Genomic DNA, 14,247 nt, shown 5'->3' on the forward strand with positions numbered 1-14,247 from the left:
ATTTAACATCTTGCACAATTGTTGAAAGAATCCATTACAATAAAGCCACTTAATGTTAAAACCCAGCTAAATGCAAGGAATTTAAAACATGACAACCATTACTTTACCTGCTTTACCATACGGCTATGAAGATCTTGCGCCGCACATCAGTAAAGAAACTTTAGAATATCATCATGACAAGCACCACAATACCTATGTTGTAAACTTAAACAACTTAATCAATGGTACTGATCTTGAAGGTAAAACTTTAGAAGAGATCATTGTGGCTGTAGCTGGCGATGCATCTAAAGCAGGTGTATTCAACAACGCTGCACAAGTTTGGAACCACACATTCTACTGGAACTGTATGGCTAAAAACGGTGGCGGTAAAGCTACTGGCGCTTTAGCTGCTAAAATTGATGAGGCTTTCGGTTCTTACGAAAAATTCGCTGAAGAATTCGCTGCTGCTGCAACAACTCAATTCGGTTCAGGTTGGGCTTGGTTAGTTGCTGATAAAGTGAATGGCGAGCTTTCTATTCTTAAAACTTCAAATGCAGATACTCCACTTGCACATGGCAAAGTAGCGGTACTTACAATTGACGTTTGGGAGCATGCATATTACATCGACTTCCGTAATGCTCGTCCTAAATACATTTCGACTTTCTTAGAAAGCCTTGTAAACTGGGACTATGCAAACGCGAAATATGCAGGCCAAGAAGCTGGTGTTGAAAAATAAGATCTAAGCATTTTATTTTTGGATAAAGGCCATTCATTTTAGAATGGCCTTTTTATGTGATTCATTTTTTTCAATTCTAATATGATCAATCCTAGTTACACTGTAAAAGCAGATCCAATAAAAATCTTTTATAGTTATGCCATGCTTAGCGCCATTCAAATCCCCTGTTATCTCTATATTACCAATTCGGACGATATCAGCTTCACTTTCATTTTGGTGGTCCTGTTTTGGCTGTTTATCGTGTTGTTTGAACTTATTTCATTGTCTTTGCTGATCAAACATGGACGACCACAGATACGTTTTCATTCCGAGTTTTGTCAAATTCAAATGCATGCAATAAAAATCACCTTCGATTATGCACAAATTTCCGCTTTCAGCATGCGTAAAATACAGCAAGAACATAGAGGCTTTTCTTTTGGTATGTGTTACGAACTTGACTTAATGTTTATTGATCAAATTATGCAACAACATTTTTTGTGGAAAAAAGCCTATAGGGCTAAAAAGATAGTGATTTCATCAAACTTGCGTTTTAAAAATATTCAAATCTTAGAAATCACGATTATTTTTAGCGCTTTAGTCCGAATGAAACCATCACAACGAATACAAACCCTTCTCCAACTGCAACAAAATTTAATCACTTATGATCATTTAATCTCGAATAAAGAACTAGAAAACTTTAAAAATAATCAATATATATACAAACTCTTTAAATTCGGACAATAAAAAAACATTTAAGCCTTTTTTCTTATCATTTCACTTGACCACTTTGGCTTTCATCCATAAAATGCGCATCAGATTCTCCAATAGCTCAGTCGGTAGAGCGACGGACTGTTAATCCGCAGGTCCCTGGTTCGAGCCCAGGTTGGAGAGCCATCTATTCTTCCATAGCTCAGTCGGTAGAGCGACGGACTGTTAATCCGCAGGTCCCTGGTTCGAGCCCAGGTGGAAGAGCCAGATTCTAAAAAGCCCACTCATCATGCAGTGGGCTTTTTTATATCTTTATTTTCTATAAAGAAAAGATGTAGGGTCAAATCATTTAATTATTCATACAAGTCATTGATTATAAATAAAGCTTATGTTTTTGTATCAAATTTTAGAAAATGTTAGTTATCAATTCATTTTTGTACTTTTGAATCCTAGATGGTTATCCTACCGCGGGGCGACAGGGATGTCGCCGTTGGGCGGAGGTACAGGACGTCCCCCTCGCCCATGAGCAAAAACAAAGCACTGCTTTGTTAGCAGCGCAAGGTTTGGCATCGCCTACGCAAAGGAATTTAAACTTTGAATGTAAGATGTGGTGTTGCAAGCTTTTTATAATTAACAATTTATTTTTTCCATAAAATTGATTTAATTAAAAATATTAATAGAAATTATATTCTTGAGTCTGAGTTTTTTTGACAGGTTGACTATAATTGATTTCACTCTCAATTTCAGAACGCTTAAAACAACTTTAATTTTTATTCAGATTTACTTTTATTCAGAATGATCAAATATTTAGCAAATAATGCTTTTTTATGATGGATTTAACAATTTTTCCTTGACCCATTCCCATTTCATCCCTAAAATGCGTTCCAGATTCTCCAATAGCTCAGTCGGTAGAGCGACGGACTGTTAATCCGCAGGTCCCTGGTTCGAGCCCAGGTTGGAGAGCCAGATTTTAAAAACCCACTCATGATTGAGTGGGTTTTTTCTTGTCTATATGATACCGATCGCTTATGTCTCTCGATTTACATCAAATTTTATTTTTATTGATTGGCAGTATCGCAACCATTGCTTTATTGCTTGCCTGCTTTGGTCAGTATTTATTTCGAAATAAACATTATTATGCAAAACGTGTGATCACCCCTTTTGAACAGAAAATGTTTTTCCGTTTAAATGAAGCCTTTCCACAACATCATGTACTTGCGCAAGTCGCGTTTAGCGCATTAATTGATTGCAATCAATTTAAATTGCGTTCCAAATTCAATCGTAAAGTGACCGATTTTGTTTTACTCGATAAACAGCTTGAAGTAATTGCTATTATTGAACTCGATGATCCCAGTCACCTTGGCAAAGAGCATATCGATGCACAACGTGACGAGATGTTAGAGCAAGCAGGTTATCAGGTATATCGCTATACAGATATTCCCAGTTGTCGTGATTTAAGAAAAGATATTGCTAATTAAACATGATCAGCCAAGCATTTTTAAAGCTTATACCCTTCAGCCATGTCTTATAAAATAATCGATGCAATACATAAGTAAACGATAACACCTGTTGCATCACAAATCGAAGTGACTAAAGGTGCCGAAGCACTTGCTGGATCCAGCTTTAAACGATTTAATATAAATGGCAGACTCATCCCTATTAAGCAGCCCATCAATACTATACCCATCATACTTAAAGCTAAAACCAAGGCGACCATTGCATCCCCTCTAAAGTAGCCAAGAATGGACACAGCAATTGCCATTGTTCCGCCCAAGCATAAACCGACCAAGCTTTCACGCCCAATCAGGTACATCCAATCTTTTAAATGTACATCACCCGTTGCCAATGCCCGCACCATTAACGTGGCCGACTGTGAACCGGCATTCCCACCACTCCCGACCAAAAGCGGCAAAAAGAATACCAGCACAATATTTTTTGCAATAATATCTTCAAAATGGGCAATCCCAAATCCAGACAATAAGCTGCCAAAAACTAAAATCACCAACCAAAATACCCGTTTCTTATATAGGTAATGAATCGGCGCTGTCTTAATACTCATTTTAGGAGAAGATGAGACTGCACTGGATTTTAAAAAATCTTCAGTGGCTTCTTCGGTGACAACATCCATCGCATCATCATAAGTGACAATACCTAAAAGACGCTGTTGCTCATCAACGATAGGCAGCGCAATAAAGTCATAATAATGCAACTTCTCTGCAATACTTTCTTGGTCTTCATTAACATCCCCTACAATCAAATCCGTACTCATAACTTCAGCAATGGTTTGTTCAGGCTCAGCAAGAATAATTTCACGTAAGGACACAACCCCAAGTAACGTACCTTGAGGATTGATCACATAAATCAAATAGACTGTTTCACGATTGGTAGCAATTGCTCTGATCTGCTTGATGGCTTGCGTCATGTTCAAATCAGGTGACAATGTCACATAATCTGAACTCATGATTGCACCAGCAGACTCTTCTGGATATCTGGCTAAATGTTGGATCTGCAGTTGTATTTCAGTGCTTAAATCAGCATAAACAGCTTGCTGTAATGCATAAGGCAAATACTTAAATAAATCTGTACGATCGTCCGAGTGCATCTCAGAAATGATATTGACCAGTATTTGTTTTGGTAAATGCTCAGAAATTTTAAGTTGTTGTTCGAGTGATAAAAACTCAAGAATGTACGCAGCATTGGGCAAATACTCCACCAATGTCAGCTGTTCATTTAAAGATAAGTCTGCCAAAATTTTTGCGATATCAGCGTCATTGATTTGTTCAAATTGTTTTTCGATGATATCAAATTGATGGTTTTGAATGGCTTTTTCTATTTCTGAAACGAGTGCCAAAGAAAATTGCATAGGATGATCCAAATTCCATCAAACTTTTGCCACATGTTGGACTGCAATCCCACGAAAATAAAGATGTTTTTTGTTGTGAAACATGTTTTAACGGTTCTGTATGATTTTAAGCTTGATCAATCCTCATCTAAGAACATTGATCAAGCTAAGGCCATCAATCGACACCATTACCCAGAGGGTGCTTTTGATTTAAAAATTGAGCGAACCAACACATACATAAATGGGATAAACAGTAAAACCAAAACCGTTCCAAAGATCACTCCACCTAACACACTTACACCAATTTCTTGACGGCTGGCAGCACCTGCACCAAATGCAACAACCAATGGGATAATCCCCGCACCAAAGGCTAATGATGTCATTAGAATTGGACGTAACCGCAGCCCTGCACCTTCTAATGCAGCTGCAATAGCTGTTTTACCTTTTTCCTGAGACAGAGCAGCAAACTCAACAATCAAAATCGCATTTTTACAAGACAAACCAATCGTGGTCAACAATGCAATTTGAAAATAAATGTCGTTTGGAAAACCTATCAATTTACTGAAAATAATATTGCCTCCAATCCCCAAAGGAATTGCCGCAATCACAGCAGTTGGAATCGACCAACTTTCATATAAAGCTGCTAGACAAAGAAAAATAAAGCCGATTGAAATCAAATAGAGTAACCATGCTTGGCTACTGGATTTTTGTTCTTCAAATGACAAGCCACTCCACGCAACATCTATTCCCTCTTGTTGACTAATCAAGGTCTGAATATCTTTCATGGCTTGACCTGAACTAGTATGCGCCGCAGCATTGGCTTCCATTTGCAAGGCGGTATAACCTTGGAAACGATTCACTACATCTGGCCCACCTTCCCAGCGCGTTGTTGCGAAATTGCTAAATGGCACCATCTGGTTCTGTGCATTACGCACCGTCCATACCTGTAGGTCTTCTGGCTTGGAACGAAATTCTGCATCGCCCTGCATCATTACTCGTTTAATTCGCCCACGATCAATAAAGTCATTTACATAAGAACCACCCCATGCTGCTGACAAGGTGTTGTTAATCGCGGTTTGACTCAGTCCATTTGCCAATGCCAATTTTTGATTAACATCAACTTTTAACTTAGATTTATCGGGATTGGACTTTTTATCCAGATTCTCAAAGGATCGGAACTGTTTGGCTTGCGCCTGCAATGTATTGAATTGTTGGTCTAAATATTTTCGACCTTGACCATTAATATCCTGAATCCAGAATTCTAAGCTATCACTATCTCCCAAACCATTTACAGAAGCAGGCAAACTCACTGTAATCCGAGCATTGCGATCTTGACTAAAATATTTTGTTGCACGTTCACGAATTGCTTGCGCAGAATTTTGTGTACCTGACCGATCATCCCAATGCTTTAAGGCTACAAAGCCTGTTCCTAAATTTTGTCCTGTACCTGAAAAATTACGCCCATAACGAATCAATACAATATCTACATTTTGTTTTTCATTTTCAAGGAAATATCTTCGAATATTTTCTCCAACCACCTGACTACTTGACATCGGTGCACCATCGGCTAAACGGAACTGTACACTCAACATACCCTGATCTTCACTTGGAATAAAACTAGTAGGTAAAGTCCGATAAATCAGTGAAAACACAGCAATCAAAGCCACAAAAATCGTCAAAACCACCCATTTCAAATTTAAGGTCTTTTGAATCAGTCGAATATAACGTTGTCTTAGATTTTCAAGTTTGCGATTAAACCAAGTGGCCCAACGCATGGGTTTGGGGTTCGGTTTTAAAATAATGGCACACAGTGCAGGGGTTAATATCAATGCAACCAACAGTGACAAGGCCATTGCCGCCACTAAGGTAATGGAGAATTGACGATAAATCACACCTGTTGAACCCGTAAAGAATGCCATCGGGATAAATACAGCCGTCAAGACCACTGTAATTCCAATCAAAGCCCCTGTCATTTCCTGCATAGACTCGATAGATGCCTGTTTTGCAGTTAGACCCTGCTCATGCATCAAACGCTCGACATTTTCCACCACAACAATCGCATCATCGACCAACAGACCAATTGCCAACACTAAGGCAAATAAAGTCAATGTGTTAATACTCATGCCGAGCACATTGAGTACCGCAAAAGTACCTAAAATTACAATCGGAACAGTAATAGTAGGAACCAACGTTGCACGCCAGCTTTGTAGGAAAATAAACATGACCAGAACCACCAATACGATGGCTTCTAATAATGTTTTTACCACCTCTTTAATGGATTCTTGCACAAACGGCGTATTATCACGTGGATAAACAATCTTATAACCTTGTGGTAGTTTTTCAGAAATCTTTGCCAACTCGGCTTTGATTAATGCCGATGTTGCTAGTGCATTTGCACCTGAGGATAAAGAAATCCCCATACCTGATGAAGGATAACCATTGATGGTATTAAAAGATTGGTAGTTTTCTGCGCCCAATTCAATACGCGCCACATCTTTTAAATAGATATAGCCTCCATCGGTATTGGATTTGACTATAATATTCTTAAATTCGTCCACAGTTCTTAAACGTGAACCAGCAGTGACTTTTGCATTTAAATATTGGTCAGCAGTTACTGGTAAATCGCCTACACCACCAGCGGCAACCTGTGTATTCTGTGCCTCAATTGCTGTCCGAATATCACTGGGCATCAATTGATATTGTCGAAGCAAATTCGGATTGAGCCAAATTCGCATGGCATATTGTGAGCCAAATACATCAACTTCACCAATCCCTTCAATCCGTGATAATTCTTGTTCTATATGATCAGATAAATAGTCACCTAACTCGATATTGTTACTTTTACCCGTTTCATCATATAAACCCACCACCATAAATGTATCGCCAAGTGATTTATTTACCGTTACACCTTGACGCTGTACATCGTCAGGTAAACGGTTAAGTACGCCATTAATGCTATTTTGTACTTGTACTTGTGCGGTATCTGGGTCAGTTCCATTTTCAAAACTGATACTAATTCTAGCACGACCTGATGAGTCACTACTCGAACTAAAGTACAGTAGATGGTCGATCCCTTTAATTTGTTGTTCTAAAACCTGTGTAACACTCTCTTCAACCGTTTCAGCATCTGCGCCTGTATATGTTGTCGAAACAGTAATTCGTGGTGGAGCAATATCAGGGTATCGCTCTATAGGTAAATTTAAGACTGAAAATACGCCTAAAGCCATAACAATAATTGCGAGTACACAGGCAAAAATAGGACGTTGAATAAAAAATTTAGAGAGCATCAGAGTAGGTTCTGTGTCAAAGGATTGAGGTTAAAGCTGTTCGAACAATTAAATCTGCTTTATATGGATATTCTGTGACTTGAACTAAAAACTCAAGGAAAAATAACAGAAAAGCGAATGATAAGTTTAAATATGAAGAAACTGTGAAGAATTCATTTCTTCGGATCGTAAATCTACAAAAAAGATTTCATCATCTTGTATCTTGATGTCATCACAGTGTCAATTTAACCACATACACTACGCTCAGTTTACTTATAAGAATTTGAGAGAAATATGATTAAAAATACTGGGTTATTGGTAAGTATCATGGCCTTATTAACTGCTTGTAATGATGACGATAAAACTATAGATAACGTCACGCCCGAATACAAGGAACCAAAAATTATTATCGTTGGTCACCGAGGAGCCAGTGCTTTACGTCCTGAACATACCCTTGAAAGTTATCAAAAAGCCATTGATGATGGTGCTGATTTTATTGAACCAGATTTAGTATCGACTAAAGATGGGGTTTTGGTTGCACGTCATGAAAATGAAATTGGCGGTACAACCAATGTCAGTACATTCAGCCAATTTGCAGATCGTAAGAAAACAAAAATCATCGATGGGACATCGTTAACGGGATGGTTTACTGAAGACTTTACTTTAAATGAATTGAATCAACTTAAAGCACGTGAGCGTATCCCAGCGTTACGCCCGAACAATACCCAATACAATGACCAATTTAATATTCCCACCCTTGAGCAGATCATTGAACTGGCTGAAAAGAATTATAAAAAAACTGGTAAGGTGGTTGGGCTCTATATTGAAACCAAGCACCCAACATATTTTCAAAAACTAAATTTAGCCATGGAAGATCCATTGCTTAAAACTTTGGCAAAGTACCAATATAGCCGTGAAATTGCACCGATTTATCTACAGTCATTTGAAGTAAATAATTTAAAGTACTTTAAAGACCAATTGACAGCCCATAAAAGCTTAAAGCATGCCAAAATTATTCAGCTTTATGATGATAAGAAAATCAGTCCAGCAGATTATGTCGTACAAGGGATTAAAACCACCTATGGTGATATGGCCACAGCACAAGGTTTAAAAGAAGTTGCCAAATATGCTGATGGTGTTGGTCCATGGAAACCGTATATTTTTAATGATAGCTATACTGCACCTTCTTCTTTTGTTACAGATGCTCATGCTGTGAACTTAAAAGTCCATCCATATACTTTCCGTCCTGAAAATAATTTCCTTGCCAACAATTTAAAATGTAGTACTGGTGAAGCAGATGCAGCCAAGCGTTGTGAAGCTGGCGCGAATAAAGAATATGAGATGTATTTTAAAGCTGGTGTGGACGGTGTATTTACCGATGATCCTGCGCTGGGTCGTAAAGCTTTGGATGCGTACTTAAAAACCAATCCAAATGCAAAGTAACATCTGATTTATTCAAAAAATTAAGCAAACGATTCAAATGTTTGCTTAATTTTTTCTAAACTTAGTGCTTTTTGTTTAAAATTAATCCCCATTTAAGTTTAAAATAATACACTTTTTAAAAATTTAGCTGCTTTGATGTATGAGTGATTATTCTCCATTTAAGGGTACGACGGGTTTCAAACGCATTCTCAATGCAACTGGCTATTCTTTAGCAGGATTTAAAGCTGCATATCAAAATGAAGCTGCTTTCCGTCAGATTGTTTGGATTAATATTGTTTTAATTCCGATTACATTCTTCGTTGATGTCTCTTCTGTTGAACAAGCAGTGATGATTGCTGTGTGCTTATTGGCAATCATTGTAGAACTGTTTAATTCAGCATTAGAAGCTGTCGTTGATCGAGTTTCTTTAGAACGCCATCCACTGTCTAAAAATGCCAAAGATATGGGAAGTGCTGCGCAGTTTGTAGCTCAAGCAATTATTTTCTTTACTTGGGTGATTATTCTTTTTAGATAAATTATTGTTTTTAAATCAGTTAGAGAGAACATTAACATTCCACCGAGCGTAAAATGTCAATTTATAAAAGCCTAATTTCTCTTTGCTGTGTTAATCAAGTCAAAGCACTGTGATATTTTTAACTTGACGAAATTCCTTATCTCTTAAAATTATTTCTATAAATAATTCATTAAAGTGAAGGTTTTGGAATTGGTGTTTTCTTGTCTATTTTATCAGGCCGATTGAGATTCATTGAACAATTGGTATATCCCCATTTGGTCACTTTACCGCGTTCTAGCATAAATTTTTCAACACAAGAACCCTAATCATCATTATAAGAAATAATTTTAGCGCCACTCGGAACTGTATAACTTCTAGATGGTGGTCCCCATTTTTTCTTCTGTCTCGCCTACCGAAGACTGCATTAAATCATTTCTAGTTTCAAGTCGTTGCCCCATCATACTTAAACATCCAGTTAACACCAGGCTAATTACAATAATGAAAATTAATCTTTTCATTTTACTCCCCCCTCACAATTTTCGTATTGTATTTATATTTACCGAATAGTAGAAAAGGATAATAATAAATCTACAAAAAACAAGAATAAAGTAACTTGCATAAAAAATCCCCGCATAAAAGCGGGGATTTTTTGTGATCTGAGATTGAAACGATATTACATCATACCGCCCATACCACCCATGCCACCCATATCAGGCATAGCAGGTTTGTCTTCTGGGATATCAGTAATCATACATTCAGTTGTTAACATCAAACCAGCAACAGATGCAGCGTGCTCAAGTGCAGAACGCGTTACTTTAGCAGGGTCAAGGATACCCATTTCTAACATATCACCATATTGTGAAGTTGCAGCGTTGTAACCAAAGTTACCTTCACCGCTTTTCACTGCATTGATCACAACAGATGGCTCATCGCCAGCGTTAGATACGATTTGACGAAGTGGCGCTTCAATCGCACGACGAAGGATGTTCACACCTACAGTTTGGTCATCATTTGCACCAACAAGACCGTCAAGTACTTTAGCTGCACGTACCAACGCAACACCACCACCTGCAACAACACCTTCTTCAACCGCAGCACGCGTTGCATGAAGCGCATCATCTACACGGTCTTTCTTCTCTTTCATTTCAACTTCAGTTGCAGCACCAATTTTGATTACAGCAACACCGCCAGCGAGTTTAGCTACGCGCTCTTGAAGTTTTTCTTTATCGTATTCAGATGTTGATTCTTCGATTTGAGCACGAATTTGAGTTACACGTTCAGCAATTTGATTTGCATCACCAGCACCATCAACAATCACAGTATTTTCTTTAGAAATCGTGATTTTATGTGCAGTACCTAAATCTTGAAGCGTTGCTTGTTCTAAAGACATACCCACTTCTTCAGAAATCACAGTAGCACCTGTCAAGATCGCGATATCTTGAAGCATTGCTTTACGACGATCACCAAAACCAGGCGCTTTAACCGCACATACTTTGATGATACCGCGCATGTTGTTTACAACCAGTGTTGCAAGTGCTTCACCCTCAACATCTTCAGCGATGATGAGTAATGGTTTACCTGTTTTTGCAACAGCTTCTAAAACTGTAATCAATTCACGGATATTACCAATTTTCTTATCAACAAGAAGAATGAATGGATTTTCAAGTTCAGCAGTCAAAGTATCTTGTTTGTTTGCAAAGTACGGGCTGATATAACCACGGTCAAACTGCATACCTTCTACAACATCAAGCGCATCTTCAAAGCCTGAACCTTCTTCAACAGTAATCACGCCTTCTTTACCAACGCGTTCCATTGCTTGCGCAATCAACTTACCTACAGTTTCATCAGAGTTTGCCGAAATCGAACCGACTTGTTCAATTGCTTTGGTATCAGAAGCTGGTTTAGCAGTTGCTTTGATATTTTCAACAACAGCTCTAACCGCAAGGTCGATACCACGTTTCAAATCCATTGGGTTCATACCCGCAGTTACAGATTTGATCCCTTCATTTAAGATCGCTTGAGCAAGTACAGTTGCAGTTGTTGTACCATCACCTGCGATATCATTGGTTTTTGAAGAAACTTCACGAACCAATTGCGCGCCCATATTTTCGAATTTATCTTTTAAAGAAATTTCTTTAGCAACAGTTACACCATCTTTAGTGATGTGTGGTGCACCGAAAGAACGATCAATAACAACGTTACGCCCTTTAGGACCTAAAGTTACTTTTACTGCATCTGCAAGTACGTTTACACCGGCGATCATTTTTGAACGCGCTGAATCACCAAATTTTACGTCTTTAGCTGACATACTAAACTCCAGATATCTTTATAAATTTTAAATTTTGACCAATATGTTTTGGATGAAAACTCATTTGAACGGCAGAAGATTAACCTTCCAATACCGCTAAAATATCAGACTCTTTCATCACAAGAAGTTCTTCTCCATCAACTTTAACTTTAGTACCTGCGTAAGCACCAAATAATACGTTATCGCCCACTTTCACGTCTAAAGCGCGTACGCCATTATCAGTGATTTTGCCATTACCTACAGCAAGGATTTCACCTTGAGCAGGTTGTTCAGCTGCTGAAGTACTTAAAATTAAACCACCTGCTGTTTTAGTTTCTTTTTCAACACGGCGAATAACAACGTTGTCATGTAAAGGACGAATCTTGCTCATTTCTAACTCCATAGACATTTTAAATGTCATTGATTACTCAGCGAAGATGACTTCTTATTCCTAGGTCATCGACAAAATATTTGTATGTCACATTTGTGGGGATGGAAATAAACGCTTCAAGGGGAAAATGAAAAAAAATTTATTTAATTTGTACGTTTTTTCTTCTTTTGTATCAAATCAGCTCTGATTCAGAATTTTTCAGCTCATTTTTCGCAATAAAATCTTGTAATTGCTCATCAAAAAAATAATGCTCAAACTCACCATTTTGATGAATCACATTAAAACTGTTTGGCATATTTTTATGTAAGCGTCGAGAAACTGCTGTACCCGCATGAACTTCATAAACCGGTTGCTTTAAATTTAGCGCAAAGGCTTGATTCAAATCATAGACCGCAACTAAATGTAAATGACCATGTAATAAAGCATACAGTTGATGTTGTCCCCATTCTTTAATGGCAAACTGCCCTAAAGCAGGACAATCTTTTAAGTGATGATCTTCATTTGAAGTATAAAAAGGTTGGTGACTAACAATTATTTTTAATTTATTTTTCGGTGCATTGACCAACAACTGATTTACATTTTGAATTTGCTCAAATGAGATATGCCCGCGTGTATGATAACGCCGACGAATACTGTTCATGCCAATTAAATAAAAATGCTCTGTAAATAAAGTGCGTTCTAAACTACCAAAGAACAGTTGATATAAGCCAAATGGTCTAAAGGCACGATTCCAGACATGATATAAAGGAATATCATGATTGCCAGGCACCACAAAATAAGGGATTTTTAGCGATTCTAAAAACTGTTTACATGCATAGAACTCTTTAAATTTAGCACGTTGAGTTAAATCACCGCTCACCACAACCACTTCTGGTTTATGCACAGTACAAAACTTTTGAATCGCTCGTATACACTCTGGACGCTCAGTACCAAAATGTAGATCAGACAGATGCAATAACATGCGGCACCATAATTTTTAAAGCATTTTTTTCTACGTGTAAGGTTAATGGGGTCGTCATTGAAACAATTTCTCCATCGACAGCAACGGTCAGTTTAGGCTTTTTTGAATAAACAATGACTTTTTGTGCACCAAAACTATACACATCGGAAGCGTTTTCCAATTTTCCACGAATGGTTTGAAACAAGGTTTTAAATAAAGTGGCTTTATCTCCTTTGGCGATCACCACACCGGCAATCTCACCCACCTCTGCACATTTTGAAATTTTTAAATTCAATTCTTTTAATTGCAGTTGATTATTACCAAAAAAAATCAGTGGTGTTTTTACAGGATACTTTTGTCCATCTACTTCGATCTCTAATTTGAGTTCTTTACGGTCACGGATCAGTACATCCAAACCAGACGTGTAAGCATTTAAAGGAAAGCGTCCAAACTTACGATTATATTCTTCACGTTTTTTAATAAATAAAGGATATAAACCTAAACTGGCATTATTTAGATAAATTTGATCGTTGATACAGGCCACATGTGATGCACGCGGCTCCCCTGTGGCGATCACATTTGCTGCCTCCAAAATATTCAGGGGAATATGTAGAACACGCGCCACATAATTAAAAGTACCCAAAGGTAGTATTCCCATAGGAATTTTTTGATTTAACATTTGCGAGGCGACTGCATTCAACGTACCATCACCACCTGCAGCGACAATGACACCGCAATCTGAGTACTGTGCATGACGTTGAATGATTTTTTGCATCAGGGTTTTTATATCAGGCTCTGAACTGATATCAAAAACTTGAATTTCAAAACCATGTGAAGTCCAGATGGTCATGAGTTTTTCATAAATATCATCTTTCTGATTGGCATGAAAACCTGACTTTTCATTGTAAATCATTGAAAGAGGCTTGAGTTCTGTGTCCATAAGCTTGATTATTTTGAAGTATTTGCACTAATTTCGTCGATTTTCTAAACAAATAAAAGCACCTTTATGTAAAATTCGAATTATGCCCATTTATTAAATCAATAATTAATTTAGTAAATCTTATAATTTCAACTTATTGTAAAATATTATTATTTACAATTAAAATACCCTACATTCCGCTTTAAAATACTAATAAAAATCAAACAATAATCAATGTTAGACAATAAAAATCAAACACTTAGT

At 37.5% G+C, this 14,247-nt stretch carries 12 protein-coding genes and 3 tRNA genes; 8 read left to right on the forward strand and 7 right to left on the reverse strand.

Annotation, left to right across the window (positions count from 1 at the left end):
- Positions 1-88: 88 nt before the first annotated feature.
- The 6 genes from sodB (at position 89) to ACG9ZL_RS09890 (ending at position 2,880) form a co-directional block, all read left to right on the forward strand.
- Complete coding sequence (gene sodB / locus ACG9ZL_RS09865) at positions 89-715, forward strand: superoxide dismutase SodB (protein ID WP_419329025.1); 627 nt, start codon at positions 89-91, stop codon at positions 713-715.
- 81 nt (positions 716-796) lie between these two features.
- A complete protein-coding gene (locus ACG9ZL_RS09870) occupies positions 797-1,438 on the forward strand; it encodes a hypothetical protein (RefSeq protein WP_419329024.1) in 642 nt (213 codons plus the stop codon).
- 74 nt (positions 1,439-1,512) lie between these two features.
- Positions 1,513-1,588 (forward strand) — tRNA-Asn (locus ACG9ZL_RS09875).
- A 5-nt stretch (positions 1,589-1,593) separates the two neighbouring features.
- A tRNA-Asn gene (locus tag ACG9ZL_RS09880) sits at positions 1,594-1,669 on the forward strand.
- Between the two features lie 623 nt (positions 1,670-2,292).
- A tRNA-Asn gene (locus ACG9ZL_RS09885) sits at positions 2,293-2,368 on the forward strand.
- A 62-nt stretch (positions 2,369-2,430) separates the two neighbouring features.
- On the forward strand, positions 2,431-2,880 hold the full coding sequence (locus tag ACG9ZL_RS09890; RefSeq protein ID WP_336952711.1) for a DUF2726 domain-containing protein: 450 nt from the start codon (positions 2,431-2,433) through the stop codon (positions 2,878-2,880).
- Between the two features lie 47 nt (positions 2,881-2,927).
- Here ACG9ZL_RS09890 and mgtE read toward each other — a convergent pair whose 3' ends face one another.
- On the reverse strand, positions 2,928-4,265 hold the full coding sequence (gene mgtE / locus ACG9ZL_RS09895) for a magnesium transporter (protein WP_419327630.1): 1,338 nt from the start codon (positions 4,263-4,265) through the stop codon (positions 2,928-2,930).
- 167 nt (positions 4,266-4,432) lie between these two features.
- Positions 4,433-7,531 carry a multidrug efflux RND transporter permease subunit gene (locus tag ACG9ZL_RS09900; protein ID WP_419327629.1) on the reverse strand — a complete coding sequence of 1,033 codons (3,099 nt, stop codon included), beginning with the start codon at positions 7,529-7,531 and terminating at the stop codon, positions 4,433-4,435.
- A 273-nt stretch (positions 7,532-7,804) separates the two neighbouring features.
- Here ACG9ZL_RS09900 and ACG9ZL_RS09905 point away from each other — a divergent pair, with 273 nt between their 5' ends.
- Complete coding sequence (locus ACG9ZL_RS09905; RefSeq protein ID WP_419359892.1) at positions 7,805-8,953, forward strand: glycerophosphodiester phosphodiesterase; 1,149 nt, start codon at positions 7,805-7,807, stop codon at positions 8,951-8,953.
- A 139-nt stretch (positions 8,954-9,092) separates the two neighbouring features.
- Positions 9,093-9,467: a diacylglycerol kinase gene (locus ACG9ZL_RS09910; protein ID WP_004819673.1), complete on the forward strand. Its 375-nt coding sequence runs from the start codon at positions 9,093-9,095 to the stop codon at positions 9,465-9,467.
- 353 nt (positions 9,468-9,820) lie between these two features.
- On the opposite strand, the gene ACG9ZL_RS09915 is transcribed toward ACG9ZL_RS09910, so the two are convergent.
- The 5 genes from ACG9ZL_RS09915 to ACG9ZL_RS09935 all read right to left on the reverse strand — a co-directional run bounded on the left by ACG9ZL_RS09915 (position 9,821) and on the right by ACG9ZL_RS09935 (position 14,004).
- On the reverse strand, positions 9,821-9,964 hold the full coding sequence (locus ACG9ZL_RS09915; protein WP_419359894.1) for a lipoprotein: 144 nt from the start codon (positions 9,962-9,964) through the stop codon (positions 9,821-9,823).
- A 155-nt stretch (positions 9,965-10,119) separates the two neighbouring features.
- Entirely contained in the window at positions 10,120-11,754 is a 1,635-nt protein-coding gene (gene groL / locus ACG9ZL_RS09920) for a chaperonin GroEL (protein ID WP_004819670.1), read from the reverse strand.
- A gap of 79 nt (positions 11,755-11,833) precedes the next feature.
- Positions 11,834-12,124, reverse strand: coding sequence for a co-chaperone GroES (locus ACG9ZL_RS09925; RefSeq protein ID WP_004722444.1), 291 nt, complete (start codon positions 12,122-12,124; stop codon positions 11,834-11,836).
- Positions 12,125-12,296: 172 nt separating this feature from the next.
- A complete protein-coding gene (locus ACG9ZL_RS09930; RefSeq protein WP_419359896.1) occupies positions 12,297-13,085 on the reverse strand; it encodes a metallophosphoesterase family protein in 789 nt (262 codons plus the stop codon).
- Complete coding sequence (locus ACG9ZL_RS09935) at positions 13,066-14,004, reverse strand: diacylglycerol/lipid kinase family protein (protein WP_336952720.1); 939 nt, start codon at positions 14,002-14,004, stop codon at positions 13,066-13,068. The genes ACG9ZL_RS09930 and ACG9ZL_RS09935 overlap by 20 nt, the downstream gene beginning before the upstream one ends.
- Between the last annotated feature and the right edge of the window lie 243 nt (positions 14,005-14,247).

Origin of the sequence: Acinetobacter legionensis (assembly GCF_048551735.1) — a bacterium.
In the GTDB taxonomy this organism is placed as follows: domain Bacteria; phylum Pseudomonadota; class Gammaproteobacteria; order Pseudomonadales; family Moraxellaceae; genus Acinetobacter.